This window comes from Caulobacter radicis (assembly GCF_003094615.1).
In the GTDB taxonomy this organism is placed as follows: domain Bacteria; phylum Pseudomonadota; class Alphaproteobacteria; order Caulobacterales; family Caulobacteraceae; genus Caulobacter; species Caulobacter radicis.
Genome location: NZ_QDKO01000024.1, coordinates 95,056 through 112,056, shown reverse-complemented (window position 1 = coordinate 112,056; position 17,001 = coordinate 95,056). Strand labels below are relative to the sequence as shown.

Below are 17,001 nucleotides of genomic sequence, written 5' to 3'. Positions count from 1 at the left end.
ATGGCCGTCCTGACCGAAGAACAGACGATGCTGCGCGACGCCGCCAAGGCCTGGTCGCAAGAAAGCGCCCCGGTCTCGGCCTTGCGTCGCTTGCGCAACGAGGGCTCCAGGCAGACCTTCGATCCGGCCGCCTGGAGCGAGATGGGCCAGATGGGCTGGGCCGGCGTGGTCGTGCCCGAGGCCTATGAGGGCTCGGGCTTCGGCTATCTGGGCCTGGGCCTGATCCTGGAAGAGACCGGCAAGACCCTGGCCGCCTCTCCCCTCCTCTCCACCGCCCTGATCGCCGCCTCGGCGCTGGAACTGGGCGGCTCGGACGCCCAGAAGGCCGCCTGGCTGCCCAGGATCGCCACCGGCGAAGCGGTCGCCACCCTGGCGATCGACGAGCACGCCCACCACAATCCGACGCGGATCGCGCTTTCGGCCACCACGAGCGGCGACGGCTGGGCCCTGAACGGGACCAAGACCTTCGTCCTCGACGGCGAGGCCGCCGACCTGCTGATCGTCGCCGCCCGCACCGGCGGGGCCAGCGGCGACACCGACGGCGTCACCCTGTTCCTCGTGCCCGGCGACGCGCCCGGCATCGTTCGCACCCACCTGTCGCTGGCCGACAGCCGCGGCGCGGCCCAGATCGCCTTCGACGGCGTCGAGGTCGGCGCCGACGCCGTCCTGGGCGAGGTCGGCAAGGGTTGGACGATCCTCGAACCCGTGCTTGACCGCGCCTATGCGGGCCTGGCGGCCGAGATGCTGGGCACGGCCAGCGCAGCCTTCGAGATCACCCTCGACTACCTGAAGACCCGCACCCAGTTCGGCCAGGTCATCGGCACGTTCCAGGCCCTGCAGCACCGCGCCGCCAAGTGGTTCACGGATCTCGAGACCACCCGCTCCTGCGTCGAGGCCGCCCTGGAGGCCCTGGACGCCGGCGCCGACGCCCGCGCCCTGTCGTCCCTCGCCAAGGCCAAGGCCAGCGAGGTGCTGCACCTAGCCTCCAACGAGATGGTCCAGATGCACGGCGGCATCGGCATGACCGACGAGCACGACTCGGGCCTCTACATGAAGCGGGCCCGCGTGGCCGAGGCCCTGTTCGGCGGGGCCTCGTTCCACCGCGACCGCTACGCGCGGATCATGGGATTCTAGAAGGCCGCGGGAAGCCCGGTCAGGCCGGGCTTCCCAGGATCTGTTGCTTCTTGGCCAGGAACTCGGCCTCGGTGATCAGGCCCTGGTCGCGCAGGCCGGCGAAGCGCAGGATCTGCTCGTCCTCGGGCAACTCGCGCGGCGACGGCCGGGTCAGCGCCCAGATCAGCGCCGCCGCCCAGCCCACCATCGTCCAGCCCAGCAGCAGGTTCAGCGCCAGGATCGACATCTTGCGCGGATGGCCCCGGCTGGAAGCCGCCCAGAACGGGATCAGGTAGACGAGGCCCGCAAGCACGACCTGTACGATCGCCGCGCCATAGATCAGCGCCCAATAGCTGAGATCCTGCAATCGTCCCTCCAACCATCGCCAGCGCTGGAACACGCCGACGCTCGCTTAAGGCGAGTTCGTATTCGTCATTTATGCAAGCGAGAGCGCGGGGTCCAGACCTTCGCCCTAGGAACCGCCCCCTCCCCGGCCGGTTCTCCTGCCTTACCGCAAAGCGCAGGAGACCCCCATGAGCACCGACCCCCACGACAAGGCCGACGTCGAAAAGCGCCTCTGGAAGGAAGTCGAGCATGCCCGCTTCGGCATGTTGGGTCTCGTCCACAGCCACCAGCACTACCAGCCGATGACCGCCTTCGCCGAGCCGGAGACCGGCCAGATCTGGTTCTTCACCCGCGACGACACCGACTTGGCCCAGGCCGTGGCGGGCGACGGCGGCGACGCCATGTTCGTGGTCCAGGCCAAGGACGGCGACTTCCAGGCCTGCATCGGGGGCCGCCTGAGCCGCGATCACGACACCGCCCGCATCCAGCGCTGGTGGTCGCCGATCGTCGCCGCCTGGTATCCCGACGGCCAGGACGACCCGCGCCTGACCTTGCTGCGCCTGGACGCCCGCGACGCCGAGCTCTGGATCTCCAAGGGCGGCGCCGTCCGCTTCGCCTGGGAGATCGCCAAGGCCAACCTCACCGACAGCCAGCCCGACCTTGGAGATCGGGCCCATATCGGCATCGCCTGAGTCCGTTCACGGACTTAACCAACGACGAAGGCCGCGCCGCCGACGGCGCGGCCTTTTCCCTGGGGAAAGTCCTGATGGCTCGTTGATTTCTCTGTAGTTTCAGCCCCCGTCAAAACTCTTTGTCGGGAACCCGACATAGGCGAGATAGTCAGAGCTATTGCAGCCCATACGGCCACAATATAGCCCCATCTCGATTTAGGCCCGACAGCGCCTGCATTGCGTCGGCTACCTGACAGCGCCGCACCTCAGTCCTGCCTATAGCTTGCAACCCTTGCCGCAAGCCGGCGTTCGATTCGCCATGACAGGGCCTCTACATCCCTTGAAGAACCGTCTGCTCGCTTCCCTGCCCCCCGAGGATTTCGGCTACATCGCCGCCCAGCTGTCCCATCAGGACCTGGAGAAGGGGAAGCTGCTGTACGATCCCGGCGATCAGATCGACACGGTCTACTTCCCGCACGACTGCGTCATCTCGCTGATGACGCTGATGGAGAACGGCGCGGCCATCGAGTCGGCCACCATCGGCCGCGAGGGCGGCATGGGACTGATGGCGGCGATCTCGCCGCGCCAGTCGCTGTCGCGCGCCATCGTCCAGGCGCCGGGCGGGGTCTCCCGCATTTCGGCCTCGGCCCTGCGCGAAGGCGTCGAGCGCAGCGCGATCCTGCGTGACCTGATCGAGCGCCACAACGACGCGCTGTTCGGCCACGCCATCCAGTCGGTGGCCTGCAACGCCCTGCACGCGGTGGAGGCTCGCTTCTGCCGCTGGCTGCTGGGGTTCCGCGACCGCATAGACGTCGACACCATAAGCCTGACCCAGGAGTTCCTGGCCGACATGCTGGGCGTGCAGCGGACCACGGTCACCGCCGTGGCCGGCGCCCTGCAGGCCAAGGGCCTGATCCGCTATCGCCGCGGCGTGGTCGACATCCTCGACCGAGCGGGCCTCGAGGCCATCGCCTGCGAATGCTACGGCGCGGTGAGGAAAGGCTATGAGCGGCTGCTGCCCGAGCCGTTCGGGTCGTAAAGATCCTCCCCCTCTGGGGGAGGTGGCCCAGGGGGCCGGAGGGGGGACGTTTTCAGCCGCCGAGGCGCTGATCGTCCCTCCCCCCACCGATCGCAAGGCGATCGCCTCCCCCAGAGGGGGAGGTTCCTTCTACCGCTTCCGCACCGGGAACGGCGCGTGCGCCAGGCGCAGCAGGTTGGCCGCGCCGGGGGCGCCGAAGGGCGTGCCGGCGACGATCAGGATGCGCTCGCCGGGCTTGGCGAGATCCAGCTCCAGGGCCCGGGCGGCGGCGTCGGTGGTGACGACCTCCAGGCTGTCGGGCTGGGCGCTGACGCGCGGCTCGACGCCCCAGACCAGGGCCATGCGACGCACGGCCTCGATCTTCGGCGACAGGGCCAGCACCGGTTGCAGCGGCCGCTCACGGGCCAGGCGGCGAGCCGTGGCGCCCGTGGTGGTGAAGGCCACCAGGCACTTGGTCGAGCCCGACTTGGCCGCGCCGGCGGCGGCGACCACCAGCACGTCGGCGTCTTCGTCGACATGCGGCTGCTCGGCCTGCATCAGCTCGGGCCAGCGCGGGTCGCGTTCGACCCGCTCGATGATGCGGTTCATCATCGCCACCGACTCTTCGGGATAGTCGCCGGCGGCGCTTTCCGCCGACAGCATCACCGCGTCCGCGCCTTCGTAGACGGCGTTGGCCACGTCGGAGGCCTCGGCCCGGGTCGGGGTCGGCGAGCTGGTCATCGACTCCAGCATCTGGGTGGCGACGATCACGGGAATGCCGCGCTCGCGGGCGGCGCGCAGGATTTCCTTTTGCGCGACCGGCACCTCTTCGGGCGCCATTTCGACGCCCAGGTCGCCGCGGGCCACCATCACGCCGTCGCAGAGGTCCAGGATCGGACCCAGGGTCTGGAGCGCCTGCGGCTTTTCGATCTTGGCCAGCACGGCGGCGCGGCCTTCGACGATGCGACGCAGCTCGGCCATGTCTTCCGGCGCCTGCACGAACGACAGGGCGATCCAGTCGACGCCCAGGCGCAGGGCGAACGCCAGATCCTCGCGATCCTTCGGCGTCAGGGGCGACATCGGGATGATGACGTCCGGCACGGCCACGCCCTTGCGCTCCGACAGCTTGCCGCCGTTGACGACCGTCGTGTCGGCGTAGCCGGGGCCGGCTTCGGTCACGGTCATCCGCAGCTTGCCGTCGTCGAGCAGCAGGGTCGCGCCCGGCTTCATCGCGGTCAGGATTTCGGGATGGGGAAGATGAACCCGCGTTTCGTCGCCCGGGGTCGGATCGGAATCGAACCGGAAGGCCTGGCCGGGCTTCAGCTGAACCGGACCGTCGGCGAACTTGCCGACGCGCAGCTTGGGCCCTTGCAGGTCGGCCAGGATGCCCAGCGGACGCCCGACCACCGCTTCGGCCGCGCGGATGGCGGCGTAGACGGCGGCATGGGTCTCGTGGGCGCCGTGGCTGAAGTTCAGGCGGAAGACGTCAGCGCCGGCCTTGGCCAGCTTGACGATCATTTCCGGCGAACCCGAGGCCGGGCCGATGGTGGCGACGATGCGGGAACGACGCGCGCGGATCATGCGGCCGCTCCTTTGTCTGTTTGGGGGATTATTTGGGACAGAAAGCGTCGCCCTCGTTGGACGCCAGCTGGATTTCGGTGAGCGAAATCGCCAGCGGCCCCGAGGTGCTCAGGCCGAACGGAGTCGAAACGTGCGCCATCTGGGCGCCCGCCGCCTGGAAACAGGAAAGTTTGATCTTGGCTGAACGCCATTCGCCGATTTTCGAGCCTGACAACGTTGACGTTACGTCTAGCCTCCCACCGCAGGATTCGCCACAACCGACAGTCAGATAAACCGGCGCAACCGGCGCCTTGTCGACTCGCCACCGGACGAGCACCGCCATGTCGCCGGTCGTCTGGCGCGACAGGTCGACCGGCGGGCCCTGAACGGCCAGCAGGCCTTCGCCCTCGCCGCTCCAGGTCGCCTGGCGGCCGTTTTCCTGGGCCCCGGCGTCGATCGTCTTGACCGCCCCCGCGCCCGAGAAGCTCAGCATCCACGGGGCCGGCACACGGCCAGCCACGAAGTAGCGGTCGACGCTGGCGGCGGTTCCGAGGTCGCCGGCGCTCTCCGACAGCTGCGCCACCTTGGCGGGCTTGGCGTAGGACAGGCCGTAGCCATAGGCGAACTGCGGGTCATAGCCCGGCTGGCCGCGGTTCAGCGGGCCCTGGTCGGCGCGCCTTGGCCAGCTGAACGACAGCTTGCCGGTAAAGTCGCGCCTGGACTTGCCGTCCTTGCCGGCGACCAGCACGTCGGCGACGCCGCCGCCTTCCGAGCCCGGCAGCCAGGCGGCGACAAAGGCGTCCGAGGCGTTGATCTCGGGGTTCACCCACAGCGGGCGCCCCGACAGGAACACCGCCACCACCGGGATACCCTGGGCTTTCAGCGTCTTGAGGAGCTCCAGGTCGGTCTTGCCGTTGGGCTGATAGGCCAGGTTGGCCACGTCGCCCTGGAACTCGGCATAGGGGTCCTCGCCGAACACCACGATGGCGACATCGGGCTTTTCGCCCGCGAACTTGCCGTCCTTGGCCAGGGTCGCCTTGCCGCCGGCCGCTTCCACCGCCTCCTTCAGGCCGCCCCAGATCGACTGGCCGTTGGGGAAGTCGCTGTTCTTGTTGCCCGTGCCCTGCCAGGTCAGGGTCCAGCCGCCCGAGGCCTTGCCGATGTCGTCGGCGTCGCCGGCCACCAGCACCTTGGCGCCGGCCTTGATCGGCAGCACGCCGTCGTTCTTCAGCAGCACCAGCGACTTGGAGACCGCCTCGCGGGCGATGGCGCGGTGATCGGCCGAGCCCAGGCGGTCGAACTTGCCCTGCACCTGCGGCGCGAGGCGGTCGAACAGGCCCGACTTGACCTTCACCCGAAGGATCCGCCGCACGGCGTCGTCCAGCCGCGCCATCGGGATCTCGCCCGACTTCACCTGCTTGACCGTGTTCTCGTAGAGCCCCTTCCAGCTGTCGGGGGCCATGTACATGTCGAGCCCTGCGTTCATCGCCTGCGGGCACGACACGTTCGAGCAGCCCTGGAGCTGGCCGTGGGCGTTCCAGTCGCTGACCACGAAGCCTTCGAAGCCCATGCGGCCCTTCAGGACGTCGGTGATCAGGGTCTTGTTGCCGGTGATCTTCTGGCCGTTCCAGCTGGAGAACGAGGCCATCACCGTCAGGATGCCGGCGTCGATGCTGGGCGGATAGCCCTGGGCGTGGACGGCGACCAGCTCCTGCTCGGAGATCACCGCATTGCCCTGGTCGCGGCCGTCCTGGGTGCCGCCGTCGGCCAGAAAGTGCTTGGCGCTGCCGGCGATGCGGCCCGGCGCGATCGGCTTGCCGGGGACAAGCTTGCCTTGCAGGCCCAGGGTCATCGGGCCCGAATAGCTGGCGACGATCTCGGGATCCTCGCCATAACCCTCGTAGCTGCGGCCCCAGCGGTCGTCGCGGGGAACGGCCACGGTCGGACCAAAGGTCCAGTCGCCGCCGACCACCGCCACCTCTTCGCCGGTGGCCTGGCCGATGCGCTCGATCAGGGCCGGGTCGCGCATCGCGCCCAGGCCCACATTATGCGGAAAGATGGTGGCGCCGACGATGTTGTTGTGCCCGTGCACGGCGTCGATGCCGAACATCAGCGGAATGGGCGTGCGACCCGGGCGCTTGGCCAGGGCCTCCTTGCGATAGGCGTCGACCAGATCGGTCCAGGCCTTGGGCGTGGCGCGGTCGTTGCCGTCGGGCGCCGAGTTGCCGCCGGCCAGGATCGAGCCCAGCGGATAGGTCGCCAGGTCCGCCGGGGTCATCGAGGCGATGTCCCCCTGGATCGTCTGGCCGACCTTCTCCTCGACGCTCATCTTGCTCATCAGCTGGGTGATGAAGGCCTCGGTCTTGGCGTCGGTGATGCTGGCCGGGCTCCTGGCCGCCGGCCACAGCTCGGGATGGGCCGTGGTCTGCGGGGTCGTCGCGACCAGGCTCGGCTCGGCCGCCAGCGCCGGCAGGGCCAGGCCCACGGTCAAGGCCAGCGACGAGGCGCGAAGGAGCGGACGGCGAAGGTTCATGACGGGGCCCTTGAAAGCGAGAAATCGGAAAAGATCGGCGCGGCGAACCCGCCGCGCCGTAGTGGGAGCAACCCCTTGCAGGAGGGGCCTCCAGCCACCGCCGTCGGCCGGAGGGGGGACCGAACAGCCGAAGGCGGCATCCCGTCGACGAAACAGCGTCGACGCTGGAGCGGGATGAGTGGCGATGGGTGACGACAGGGCCCCGGCGCGGTCGCGCGCCGATCGGCCCGAAGCGGTTTCCTTCCCTGGTTTCGTTGCGCGGCCGCCTCGCCCGCCGCCCCTTCGAGGCGCGTCGCGATAGCGGTCACATCGATCAGACACCATTTCTTGACAGCGCTGTCTATCCTCTTTTTGTATCGTTGCGTTTCGCGGGACCGCCCTGCGCTCAGGCCGCCGGTCGCCGCCGGCCGGCCACCACGTCCAGCGCCGCGTCGTGCAGGGGAGAAGCCTGGACGATCTCGGCCACGCGCCGCCGCCAGCCGGCCAGCCCCTCGCGCACCTGCGAAAGGTTGGAGAGGTCCACCAGAGGATCATAGGCGTCCGGACGCACGCCCATGCCTTCCAGCACGTAGAACCACGACGGCTCGGTGAAGAGTTCGGTCGGCCGGTGCGGAATGCGCCCCGTGCCGCGATAGAGCGCCAGGCGTTCGGCCAGATCCGGCGGCAGCGCCGCGGCCGCCCGTTCGCGCCAGAACGGCTCGTCGCGCCGCGTGGGCTGGTAGTGCAGCACGATGAAGTCGCGCGCGGCCTCGTACTCGGCGATCAGCGCCTTGTTGTAGTCGGCGATGTTGGCGCCGTCGAAATCCTTGTCCGGGAAGTGGTCGAGCAGCTTCATCAGGCCGCTGGTCACGAAGTGGATGCTGGTCGACTCAAGCGGCTCGATGAAGCCCGAGGCCAGGCCCAGCGCCACGACGTTGCGGTTCCAGAACGCCTTGCGACGCCCCCCAGTGAACCTCAGCACGCGCGGTTCGGTCAGCAGCTTGCCGGCTTCGCGCTCCAGGTCGGCCAGGGCCTCGTCGTCGCTGACATGGGCGCTGGAATAGACATAGCCGTTGCCGGTGCGATGGCGCAGCGGGATCCGCCAGCGCCAGCCGGCCGGCCGCGCCGCGGCCTGGGTGAAGGGCGGCGGATTGGCGTCGCGCGCGGTCAGGCCCGCCACCGCCCGGTCGCAGGGCAGGAAGGCGCTCCAGTCCTCGTAGCCGGTCTTCAGCGCGCCCTCGATCAGCACGCCCCGAAAGCCCGAACAGTCGATGAAAAGGTCGGCCGCCAGCCGATCGCCGCCGTCCAGCACCAGCGCCTCGACGAAGCCGTCATCCTTCAGGGTCGCGCCCTCGACGCGCCGCTCCAGCCGGCGCACGCCGCGCTGTTCGGAATAGGTCCGCAGGAACCGGGCCACCAGGCCGGCGTCGAAATGCAGGGCGTGGCGCATGCCGCCCAGGGGTCCCTGCCCCCGCCCCTCGCCTTGTCCGTCGGCGAAGGCCATCCGGCCGGCGTCGCCCAGGGCCGTGGCCAGGCTGTAGGCCTCGACGCGGGGATCATCGCCCGCCGCCCGCAGGCGATGCCACATATGATGGAAGGGGCGGCGGTCGACCGACGGCCCGAAGGTTCCGAACGGATGCCAGTAGCGCTCGCCCACGACCCGCCAGTCGTCGAAGCGGATGCCCAGCTTGAAGCTGCCCTCGGTGGCGGCCATGAACTGGCCCTGGTCGATCTCGAGCAGCCGCAGGAAGTCGATGATCGGCGGGATGGTCGCCTCGCCCACCCCGACGGTGGGGATCTCGGCGCTCTCGACCAGGGTGATGGTCGTCTTCGTCCCGCGCAGCACCTGGGACAGCACGGCGGCGGCCATCCAGCCGGCTGTGCCGCCGCCGAGGATGGCGATGGAACCTATGGCGCGATCCATGGCGTTTCCTCCCCGTTCGCGCCCTCTGGCGGAGCGCGTGTCAGGAAAAGAGCCGGCGGCGGGCTCGCAAGACCCCCGCCGCCGACGTGAGAGGCCTTACATGCCCAGCTTGAACCGCGCGCCCAGCACGATCCGGCGATCGGCCGTGGCGTAGCGGAACGGCAGGTTCTCCCACTGGAGATAACGGCCGGTGGGCTCCTCGGTCAGGTTGATGCCCTCCAGCACGATCTTGATCGCCGGGGTCACCTGGTAGCCGACCTGGGCGTCGAGCTGGCCATAGGCCCGCTCCCACGTGCCCAGGCTGTGGCGATCCGCGCCCGAGCCGAACGAGAAGTCGCCCTGGTAGCTCTTGTCGCGCCAGGCGTAGGAGACCCGGGCCTCGAAGCCGTGGCCTTCATAGAAGCCTTGCAGGTTGAAGGCGTGCTTGGCCACCCCCGGGATCGGCAGGTTGTCGTCGTAGTCGTTCGACTTCGAGGTCTCGGAGTCCGAGAAGGTGTAGTTGGCGTTGAAGCCGAACCCGTTCTCGAAGGCGTACTGAGCCGCCAGTTCGACGCCCTTGATGCTGCCGCCGTCGCCGTTCACCGGCGCGGTGTAGACGCCCAGGGTCGCCCCCTCGACCGAGCCGTCGGCGACGGTGCGCGGCACGGTGTCGGTCTGGATGAACGAGTCGACGCTCTTGTAGAAGAACGCGCCCGAGATGATGCCGCTACGACCCAGGTAGCGCTCGTAGGCGATGTCGAACTGCGAGGCGCGGTACGGGTCGAGGTCCGGGTTGCCGCCGCTGCCGTTGGTATAGAGGAAGCGGTTGAGGTTCGGACCCGGCGTCGAGCTGCGGGTGAAGTTGAAGGCCGAGCCCTGGCCCAGCTGGAACAGGTCCTGACGCGACACGACCCGGGCCGCCGACACGCGCACCTTGTCGCTGTCGTTGACGTCGAACACCGCGCTCGCGCTGGGCAGGACGTCGGTATATTCGCGGGTGGTCTTGATGGCGTCCGGATTGCCGATCACGCCGTTCCAGCTGTCGGTGCCCCAATACCAGGGCGTGGTCGGGGTGCCGCTGGAGTCGATGGTCAGCTCGGTGCGGACCACGCGGACGCCGGCGTTGACGTGGTAGCGATCGTCCGAGCCGCCCAGGTCGACCATGCCGTAGCCGGTCGTGGTGCGCTCCTTGATGCGGAACGACTGGATCGGGTCGGCGAACTTCTTGAACGGCGTCGAGGAATAGAGGTTCGACAGCCAGGCGACCGGATTTTCCATCTGGCTGCGGTTCTGGAACAGCGCCGTGATGCCGCCGACCGTCAGGGTCTCGAACCGCTCGGGGTTCGACGCCGCCGTCTGGTAGGGCGTGATCAGGGCCGGCGAGGCGCCGAAGCGGCCGTCGTCGGTGGCGGTCTGGCCGCAGTTGGGGCGGCCCGGCGTGCCGGCCGGCAGGCCGCACGACTTGAAGCCGATAGCGCCGTCCTGGAAGTAGCCGTACGGCGTCCAGTCCTGGCCGAAGGACCGGCCGTTCAGCTCGCCCTTGCCGGAATAGTCGGCCAGCAGCTGCCAGAACTCCGAGTCGATCTTGCGCTCGGCGTAGCGGAGGCCGGCGCTGATCACCAGGTCGCCGCTCTCGCCGAACTCGGGCCGCCACTTCAGGTCGCCGCGGATCGAGGTGTTGTCGATCTGGGTGTCCTCGCCGAACACCCAGTGCGACTTGGCGAACACGCTGGACGGCGTGGTGAACTGGGCGGCGTTGGCCGGCGTGAAGCGCGGATTGTCGCCGTTGGCGTAGCTGTAGGTGAAGGTCGCCGGCGCGGTGGCGTTGGGCGTCAGGCCCGCGGCCGTGCCGTTGCGCACGGTGTATTGGGTGTAGCGCACGTCGTTGTTGGCGCTGGCGCTCTCATAGTCGGCGGTGGAGTAGGCCGCGCGCACGCTGCCGGTCACCCGCCCGCCGTTGTCCCAGTTCAAGGCGACCTGGAAGTTGTCGGTCTTGGCCTGCGAGTCCTGCAGGTAGGAGGTGCCCTCGGCCGAGTTGGCGGTGACCGTGCCGCTCTGCAGCACGCCGTTGCTGTCGACGCTGGCGCCGGCGGCATAGGTGGCGTTCTCGTTGGCGAACGGGAACTTGATCGAGGCTTCGCTGGTCTTGATCTTCAGGTCCGAATGGAACCAGTCGCCGGTCAGCTGCAGGGACTCGGTCAGGGCGAAGTCGAGGTTGATCGAGGCGCCCAGGCGCTTGCGCTCCTGGTCGCGATAGGTGGCGTAGCGGTACTCCGGCGACCACACGTCGAGGGTTCCGCCGCCGACCACCGGCCGGTCGTTGAACGCCCAGCCGCCGCGGTTCTCGCCGCCCAGCACGTCGGTGTGCAGCTCGGTCTTGTCGTAGGACAGCGTGCCCAGCACGGCGAAGCGGTCACTGAACTTGTAGCCCAGCACCAGCGAGCCGGTCGGGTTCCAGTCGGTCTCGCCGGCCTTGTTGCCGCGCAGATCGCCCGCGATCGTGACGTCGTCGCGCAGGGACCGGGCGTTGCGGGTCTTCAGGTTGATGATGCCGCCCAAGCCGCCTTCCAGCAGCGAGGCGTCCGGCGACTTGTAGACGTCGACGCCGCCGATCAGTTCGGACGGGATGCCTTCCAGCGAGTTGGTCTGGTTGATCTTGCCCTCGCCCAGGCGGAACAGCTCCATGCCCGAGACGAAGATGTCGTTGTTCAGGACGGTGACGTTCTGGTCGAGGCCGCGGATACGCACCCGGGTGCCCTGGCCGTTCTCGCGGTCGATCTGCACGCCGGGCAGGCGCTGCAGCGACTCGGCGATGTTCTGGTCGGGGAACTTGCCCATGTCCTCGGCGGTGACCGACTCGATGATCAGGTTCGAGTTCTTCTTGGCCGACAGCGCGCTCTGCAGCGAGGCGCGGAAGCCGGTGACGATCACCTCTTCAACCGCAGATGGTTCCTGGGCCGAGGCCGGAGCCGCCGCGTCGGTCGCGGCGGTCTGGGCCAGGGCCTGGCCCGCGCCCATCAGGACGACCGAGGACGCCGCCGCCATCAGCGCGTACCGGGTCGCGTAAGTCTTCGAAATCATGAGCATTCCCCTAGGTTACGGCCGCAGAGAGCCGATCTCCGCCGACGGTGTCGACGTGAGCAAGTTCGCCAGTTTTGCGGGATGCCTTGCGCATCCTCCCTTGTTCTCCGACCCTTCTCGGGGGTCGGCGGATGCAACCTAGGAGTAACGCGACAGCGCTGTCAATGGACAACGCTGTCAATCGCGTAACAAAATTCGATTTCGATATTTGTGTGATTTATCGGCTGAAAGCCGCGAAGCCTTGCGGGAAAAGGCTTCGCGGAAACAGCAGGGCGGCGCGGACAACGTCCGGCCGCGAAGGCCGTGATCAGCCGATCTGTTCGATGATGTGTTCGCGCAGTTCGGCGCGGGTGAGTCCCGGCCACGCCCACTCGGTGCGGGCAGGCGGCGTCACGGCGCGCGAATGCGGTTGGGTGCGGGGCTTGCGCTGAGCGGCGGCCGCACGGGCGGTATTGGTGTTCATATAATTCCAGACAGGGCTCGGCGTGTCGCCGAACCAAAAGTTCAACAGAGGGTGGAAGCCCGAAGGGCGGCGTTCGAAACGCCGCGCGAAATGGGCGATGGAGCACATCGCGCAACTTGCCTGACAGGCAGCGGGCGATCAACTCTGACGCTCATATGGTGAGCCGATCGCAATGTTCAACCCCGCCGCAAACGGCGGCGAGCAGATTTTTTCACCAAGACGCAACGGGGAGCGACAGTCTCCCCCTACCCCGCCGCCGGTCCGGTGCTCTCGCGCACCACCAGCTCGAAATCCAGCAGGCGCGAGGGGGCGACCCCGTCCTCGCCCTTCAGCGCGCCGCTCAGCAGCAGGTCGGCGGCGGCGGCGGCCATGGCCTGGATCGGCTGGCGTACGGTCGTCAGTTGCGGCCAGACGACCTTGGCGCCCGGCGTGTCGTCGAAGCCGGCCACCGACAGGGTGTCGGGCACGTTCAGCCGCAGGCGATTGGCCACGGCCATGACGCCGAGCGCCATGTCGTCGTTGGAGGCGAAGATCGCCGTCGGCCGGTCTTCGCCCGCCAGCAGGGTCTCGGCCGCCTCGAAGCCCGAGCGGAACGAGAACCAGCCCTGGGCGACACGATCCTCGCGCACAACCAGGCCGTGCTCGGCCATGGCCTTGGCGTAGCCTTCGTAGCGCAGGTGGGCCGCGCCGTGATCGGGGTGTCCCTTGATGAAGGCGATGTCCTTGTGGCCCAGCTTGATCAGGTGGGCGGTCATGTCATAGGCCGCGGCCACGTCGTCCATCCGCACATAGGCCGAGCGGTCCAGGTCCCTGTCCGGCGACAGGCGCACATACGGCACGCCCTCGGCGTCCAGCACGTCCAGCACGCGCACGTCGTCGCAGACCGGCGGGGTCAGGATCACCCCGTCCATCCGCAGGGTGGCCAGCATCGGCGCCACCTGCTCCTCGACGTCGCCTTCCGAATCGAGCGGCTCGACGATCAGGTGATAGCCCTCGGTCCGGCACCGGCCGATCGCCCCGAGTTGCACGTCGGTGACGTAGGCGGGGCTTGGGTTGTCGAAGAACACCCCGATCAGATAAGCCTTGGAGCCCGCCAGGCTGCGGGCGGAGATGTTGGGCCGGTAGTTCAGCGCCGCCACGGCCTCCTGCACCCGGTCGCGGGTGTCGGCCTTGACGTTGGGCTCGCGGTTCAGCACCCGCGACACGGTCTTGATCGAAACGCCCGACATGCGGGCGACGTCATGGATCGTAACCTTGGCGTTCAAGAAATGGCCTCGCGCGGCGTTGATTCAGCCTTCAAGCGAGACAACAAGCCATGACAACCTTGTCAAGGCGACCCCTTTTTGAACGAAGGGGCTGAAAGCGGAGGTCCTAGCGGCGACTTCCGCGGCGGAAACCTCGTCCTTCGACAGGCTCAGGATGAGGTTTCCATACGTCCGGAACGCCGGCCATGGTCCTCATCCTGAGCTCGTCGAAGGACGGGGACCACGCACCGGCGCCGGGAAAACCAGCCCTACGAAATCGACGCCTGGCCGTCCGGCGTCATAGCCACCGCAGCCCCGATCAGCGCCGTATGCGGGTGCAGGATCACGTGGGTCGGGATGTCGCGCACATAGTCGCTCAGCCGGCCCTTGGCCTCGAAGCGCTCGCGGAAGGCGCTGGCTTCCAGGAGGTCGATGATCCGGGGCGCGATGCCGCCAGCGATGAACACGCCGCCGCGCGCGCCGAGCGCCAGGGCCAGGTCGCCCGCCACCGAGCCGAGAATGGCGCAGAAGCGCTCGACCGTGGTCTTGCAGCATTCGCGGCCCGCCACGGCGCCTTCGGTGATGGCCTTGGCGGCCAGTTCCTCGACCGGGCGGCCCTCGATCTTGGCCAGCAGGACGTGCAGGTCCTCCATGCCGGGGCCAGCCAGGATGCGCTCGACCGACACGCGGCCGTACTTGGCCTGCAGGCCGCGCAGGATCTCGATCTCCAACTCGTCGACCGGGGCGAACGAGATGTGGCCGCCCTCGGTGGTCAGCGGGGTGTCGCAGCCGTGGCGGCGCACCATGCCCGCGGCGCCGAACCCGGTGCCCGGGCCGATGATCGCTAGGTCGCCCTCGCCCGAGGTCGGCAGCGGGCCGATCTGGCGCAGGTCCTTGGGGCTCAGGCGCGGCGCGGCCAGGGCCTGAGCCGTGAAGTCGTTGATCAGGCGGGCGCTCCGGAAGCCGCCCGCGCGGCGCAGGCTGTCTTCCGACAGGCGCCAGTCGATGTTGGTGAAGTGAACGGCGCCGTGCTCGATCGGGCCCGCCACCGCGACCACGGCCTGGTCGGGGTGCTTGACCCCCACCTTGGCCAGATAGTCCTCGATGGCGTCCTCGGCCGTGTCGTAGTCCTCGCCCCTGTAGGCGGTGGGCTCGATCAGCCGGGGATCCGGACCGTCGAAGTCGACCAGGGCGAAGCGCGCATTGGTGCCGCCGATGTCTCCGACGAGGCCCAGGCCGTGTGCAGTGGCGCCGTTCATGGGTTTCCCGTTCCCTTTAAGCAAACAGCACGGACGCGCCGGCGTCGGCGGCGCCGACCCCGTGTCGCATCCAGCTGAACAGTTCGCGCCCGAAGCCCGGCTTGGACGCCGGGACTGGTGCAGGCGTGCGGGCGAGGAGTTCCGCCTCGTCCACATGGATGAAGAGTTCGCCGGTGTCGGCGTTCATGGTGATCACGTCGCCGTCCTGCACGTAGGCCAGAGGCCCGCCCTTGGCGGCTTCCGGCGTCACGTGGATGGCGGCCGGCGTCTTGCCCGACGCGCCCGACATGCGGCCGTCGGTGACCAGGGCCACCTTGTGGCCGCGGTCCAGCAGCACCGAGATCGACGGCGACAGGTTGTGCAGTTCGGGCATGCCGTTGGCCGACGGACCCTGGAAGCGCACCACCACCACGACGTCGCGGTCGAGCTCGCCGCGCTTGAAGGCGGCGATGAAGTCTTCCTGCTCCTGGAACACGGCGGCGGGGGCGGTGATCACGTGGTGTTCGGGCTTCACGGCCGAGATCTTGATCACGCCGCGACCGAGATTCCCGGCCAGCAGCTTGAGGCCGCCTTCCTTGCTGAAGGGGTTCTCGACCGGGCGCAGGATGGCCTCGTCGAGCGAGGTCTCCGGGCCTTCGCGCCACTTCAGCTCGTCGCCGTCCAGGTAGGGTTCCTGGTGGTAGTTCGACAGGCCAGGACCGGCGATGGTCAGCACGTCCTCGTGGGCCATGCCGGCCTTCAGCAGCTCGCGCACCACGAAGGCCATGCCGCCGGCGGCCTGGAAGTGGTTCACGTCGGCCGAGCCGTTCGGATAGACCTTGGCCAGCAGCGGCACGGCCTTGGAGATGTCGTCCAGGTCTTCCAGCGTCAGGATGATCCCGGCCGCCCGGGCCATGGCCACGATGTGCAAAGCCAGGTTGGTCGAGCCGCCGGTAGCCATCAGGCCGACGACGCCGTTGACCACGGCCTTCTCGTCGATGACGCGGCCGACCGGGATCCACTCGTTGCCCTTGTGGGTGACGGCGGCGACGCGACGGGCGGCTTCCTTGACGAGAGCGCTGCGCAGAGGGGTGTTGGGATGCACGAAGGCCGAGCCCGGCAGGTGCAGGCCCATCAGCTCCATCAGCATCTGGTTGGTGTTGGCCGTGCCGTAGAAGGTGCAGGTGCCCGGGCCGTGATAGCTGGCGCTCTCGGCGGCCAGCAGCTCGTCGCGGCCGACCTTGCCCTCGGCGTAGAGGGCGCGGATGCGGGCCTTCTCCGAATTGGGCAGGCCCGAGGTCATCGGGCCGGCCGGCACGAACACCGCCGGCAGGTGGCTGAAGGCCAGGGCGCCGATGACCAGGCCCGGAACGATCTTGTCGCAGACGCCCAGGTACATGGCCGCGTCGAAGGCGTCGTGGGTCAGGGCGACGGCCGTGGCCATGGCGATGACGTCGCGCGAGAACAGCGACAGCTCCATGCCCGGACGGCCTTGCGTGACGCCGTCGCACATGGCCGGCACGCCGCCGGCGAACTGGGCCGTGGCGCCGGCCTCGCGGGCGGCCTCCTTGATCAGCGCCGGATACTCTTCCAGCGGCTGGTGGGCCGACAGCATGTCGTTATAGGCCGAGACGATGCCCAGGTTGGGCGCGTTCGGGTCGAGCGCGCGCACCTTGTCGGCGGCCGGCGAGGCGGCGAAGGCGTGGGCCCAGTTGGCGCAGGACAGCTTGGCGCGGCCCGGCTGGGCCAGGGACGCGGCCTCCATCTGGGCCAGATAGGCCTCGCGGGTCGGACGGCTGCGCTCGATGATCCGCTGGGTGATCTGCGCGATGACGGGATTGAGGGCCATCAGA

At 68.7% G+C, this 17,001-nt stretch carries 12 protein-coding genes; 3 read left to right on the top strand and 9 right to left on the bottom strand.

From position 1 onward, the window contains the following. Positions 1 to 1,134 (top strand): acyl-CoA dehydrogenase family protein, encoded by a 1,134-nt coding sequence (locus DDF62_RS15580; protein ID WP_116489942.1) that lies wholly within the window; start codon positions 1 to 3, stop codon positions 1,132 to 1,134. A gap of 19 nt (positions 1,135 to 1,153) precedes the next feature. Here DDF62_RS15580 and DDF62_RS15575 read toward each other — a convergent pair whose 3' ends face one another. Next, positions 1,154 to 1,480: a superinfection immunity protein gene (locus tag DDF62_RS15575; RefSeq protein ID WP_116489941.1), complete on the bottom strand. Its 327-nt coding sequence runs from the start codon at positions 1,478 to 1,480 to the stop codon at positions 1,154 to 1,156. Positions 1,481 to 1,646: 166 nt separating this feature from the next. Here DDF62_RS15575 and DDF62_RS15570 point away from each other — a divergent pair, with 166 nt between their 5' ends. Both DDF62_RS15570 and DDF62_RS15565 read left to right on the top strand, forming a co-directional pair. Beyond that, entirely contained in the window at positions 1,647 to 2,150 is a 504-nt protein-coding gene (locus tag DDF62_RS15570; protein ID WP_116489940.1) for a pyridoxamine 5'-phosphate oxidase family protein, read from the top strand. Positions 2,151 to 2,469: 319 nt separating this feature from the next. Continuing rightward, a complete protein-coding gene (locus tag DDF62_RS15565; RefSeq protein ID WP_244286833.1) occupies positions 2,470 to 3,168 on the top strand; it encodes a Crp/Fnr family transcriptional regulator in 699 nt (232 codons plus the stop codon). Positions 3,169 to 3,297: 129 nt separating this feature from the next. On the opposite strand, the gene pyk is transcribed toward DDF62_RS15565, so the two are convergent. From pyk to edd, 8 genes are all read right to left on the bottom strand, one after another. Further along, a complete protein-coding gene (gene pyk, locus DDF62_RS15560) occupies positions 3,298 to 4,728 on the bottom strand; it encodes a pyruvate kinase (RefSeq protein WP_116489938.1) in 1,431 nt (476 codons plus the stop codon). A gap of 28 nt (positions 4,729 to 4,756) precedes the next feature. Further along, positions 4,757 to 7,240 (bottom strand): glycoside hydrolase family 3 protein, encoded by a 2,484-nt coding sequence (locus DDF62_RS15555; RefSeq protein ID WP_116489937.1) that lies wholly within the window; start codon positions 7,238 to 7,240, stop codon positions 4,757 to 4,759. 385 nt (positions 7,241 to 7,625) lie between these two features. Next, complete coding sequence (locus DDF62_RS15550; RefSeq protein WP_116489936.1) at positions 7,626 to 9,143, bottom strand: tryptophan halogenase family protein; 1,518 nt, start codon at positions 9,141 to 9,143, stop codon at positions 7,626 to 7,628. A gap of 96 nt (positions 9,144 to 9,239) precedes the next feature. Beyond that, complete coding sequence (locus DDF62_RS15545; RefSeq protein WP_116489975.1) at positions 9,240 to 12,203, bottom strand: TonB-dependent receptor; 2,964 nt, start codon at positions 12,201 to 12,203, stop codon at positions 9,240 to 9,242. Between the two features lie 307 nt (positions 12,204 to 12,510). Next, on the bottom strand, positions 12,511 to 12,774 hold the full coding sequence (locus tag DDF62_RS15540; RefSeq protein ID WP_116489935.1) for a hypothetical protein: 264 nt from the start codon (positions 12,772 to 12,774) through the stop codon (positions 12,511 to 12,513). Between the two features lie 137 nt (positions 12,775 to 12,911). Further along, complete coding sequence (locus DDF62_RS15535; protein ID WP_116489934.1) at positions 12,912 to 13,931, bottom strand: LacI family DNA-binding transcriptional regulator; 1,020 nt, start codon at positions 13,929 to 13,931, stop codon at positions 12,912 to 12,914. A gap of 248 nt (positions 13,932 to 14,179) precedes the next feature. Continuing rightward, the gene (glk, locus tag DDF62_RS15530; RefSeq protein WP_116489933.1) at positions 14,180 to 15,169 is read right to left on the bottom strand and encodes a glucokinase; all 990 of its coding nucleotides are present in this window, start codon (positions 15,167 to 15,169) and stop codon (positions 14,180 to 14,182) included. Between the two features lie 16 nt (positions 15,170 to 15,185). After that, entirely contained in the window at positions 15,186 to 16,997 is a 1,812-nt protein-coding gene (gene edd, locus DDF62_RS15525; protein ID WP_116489932.1) for a phosphogluconate dehydratase, read from the bottom strand. Positions 16,998 to 17,001: the final 4 nt, after the last annotated feature.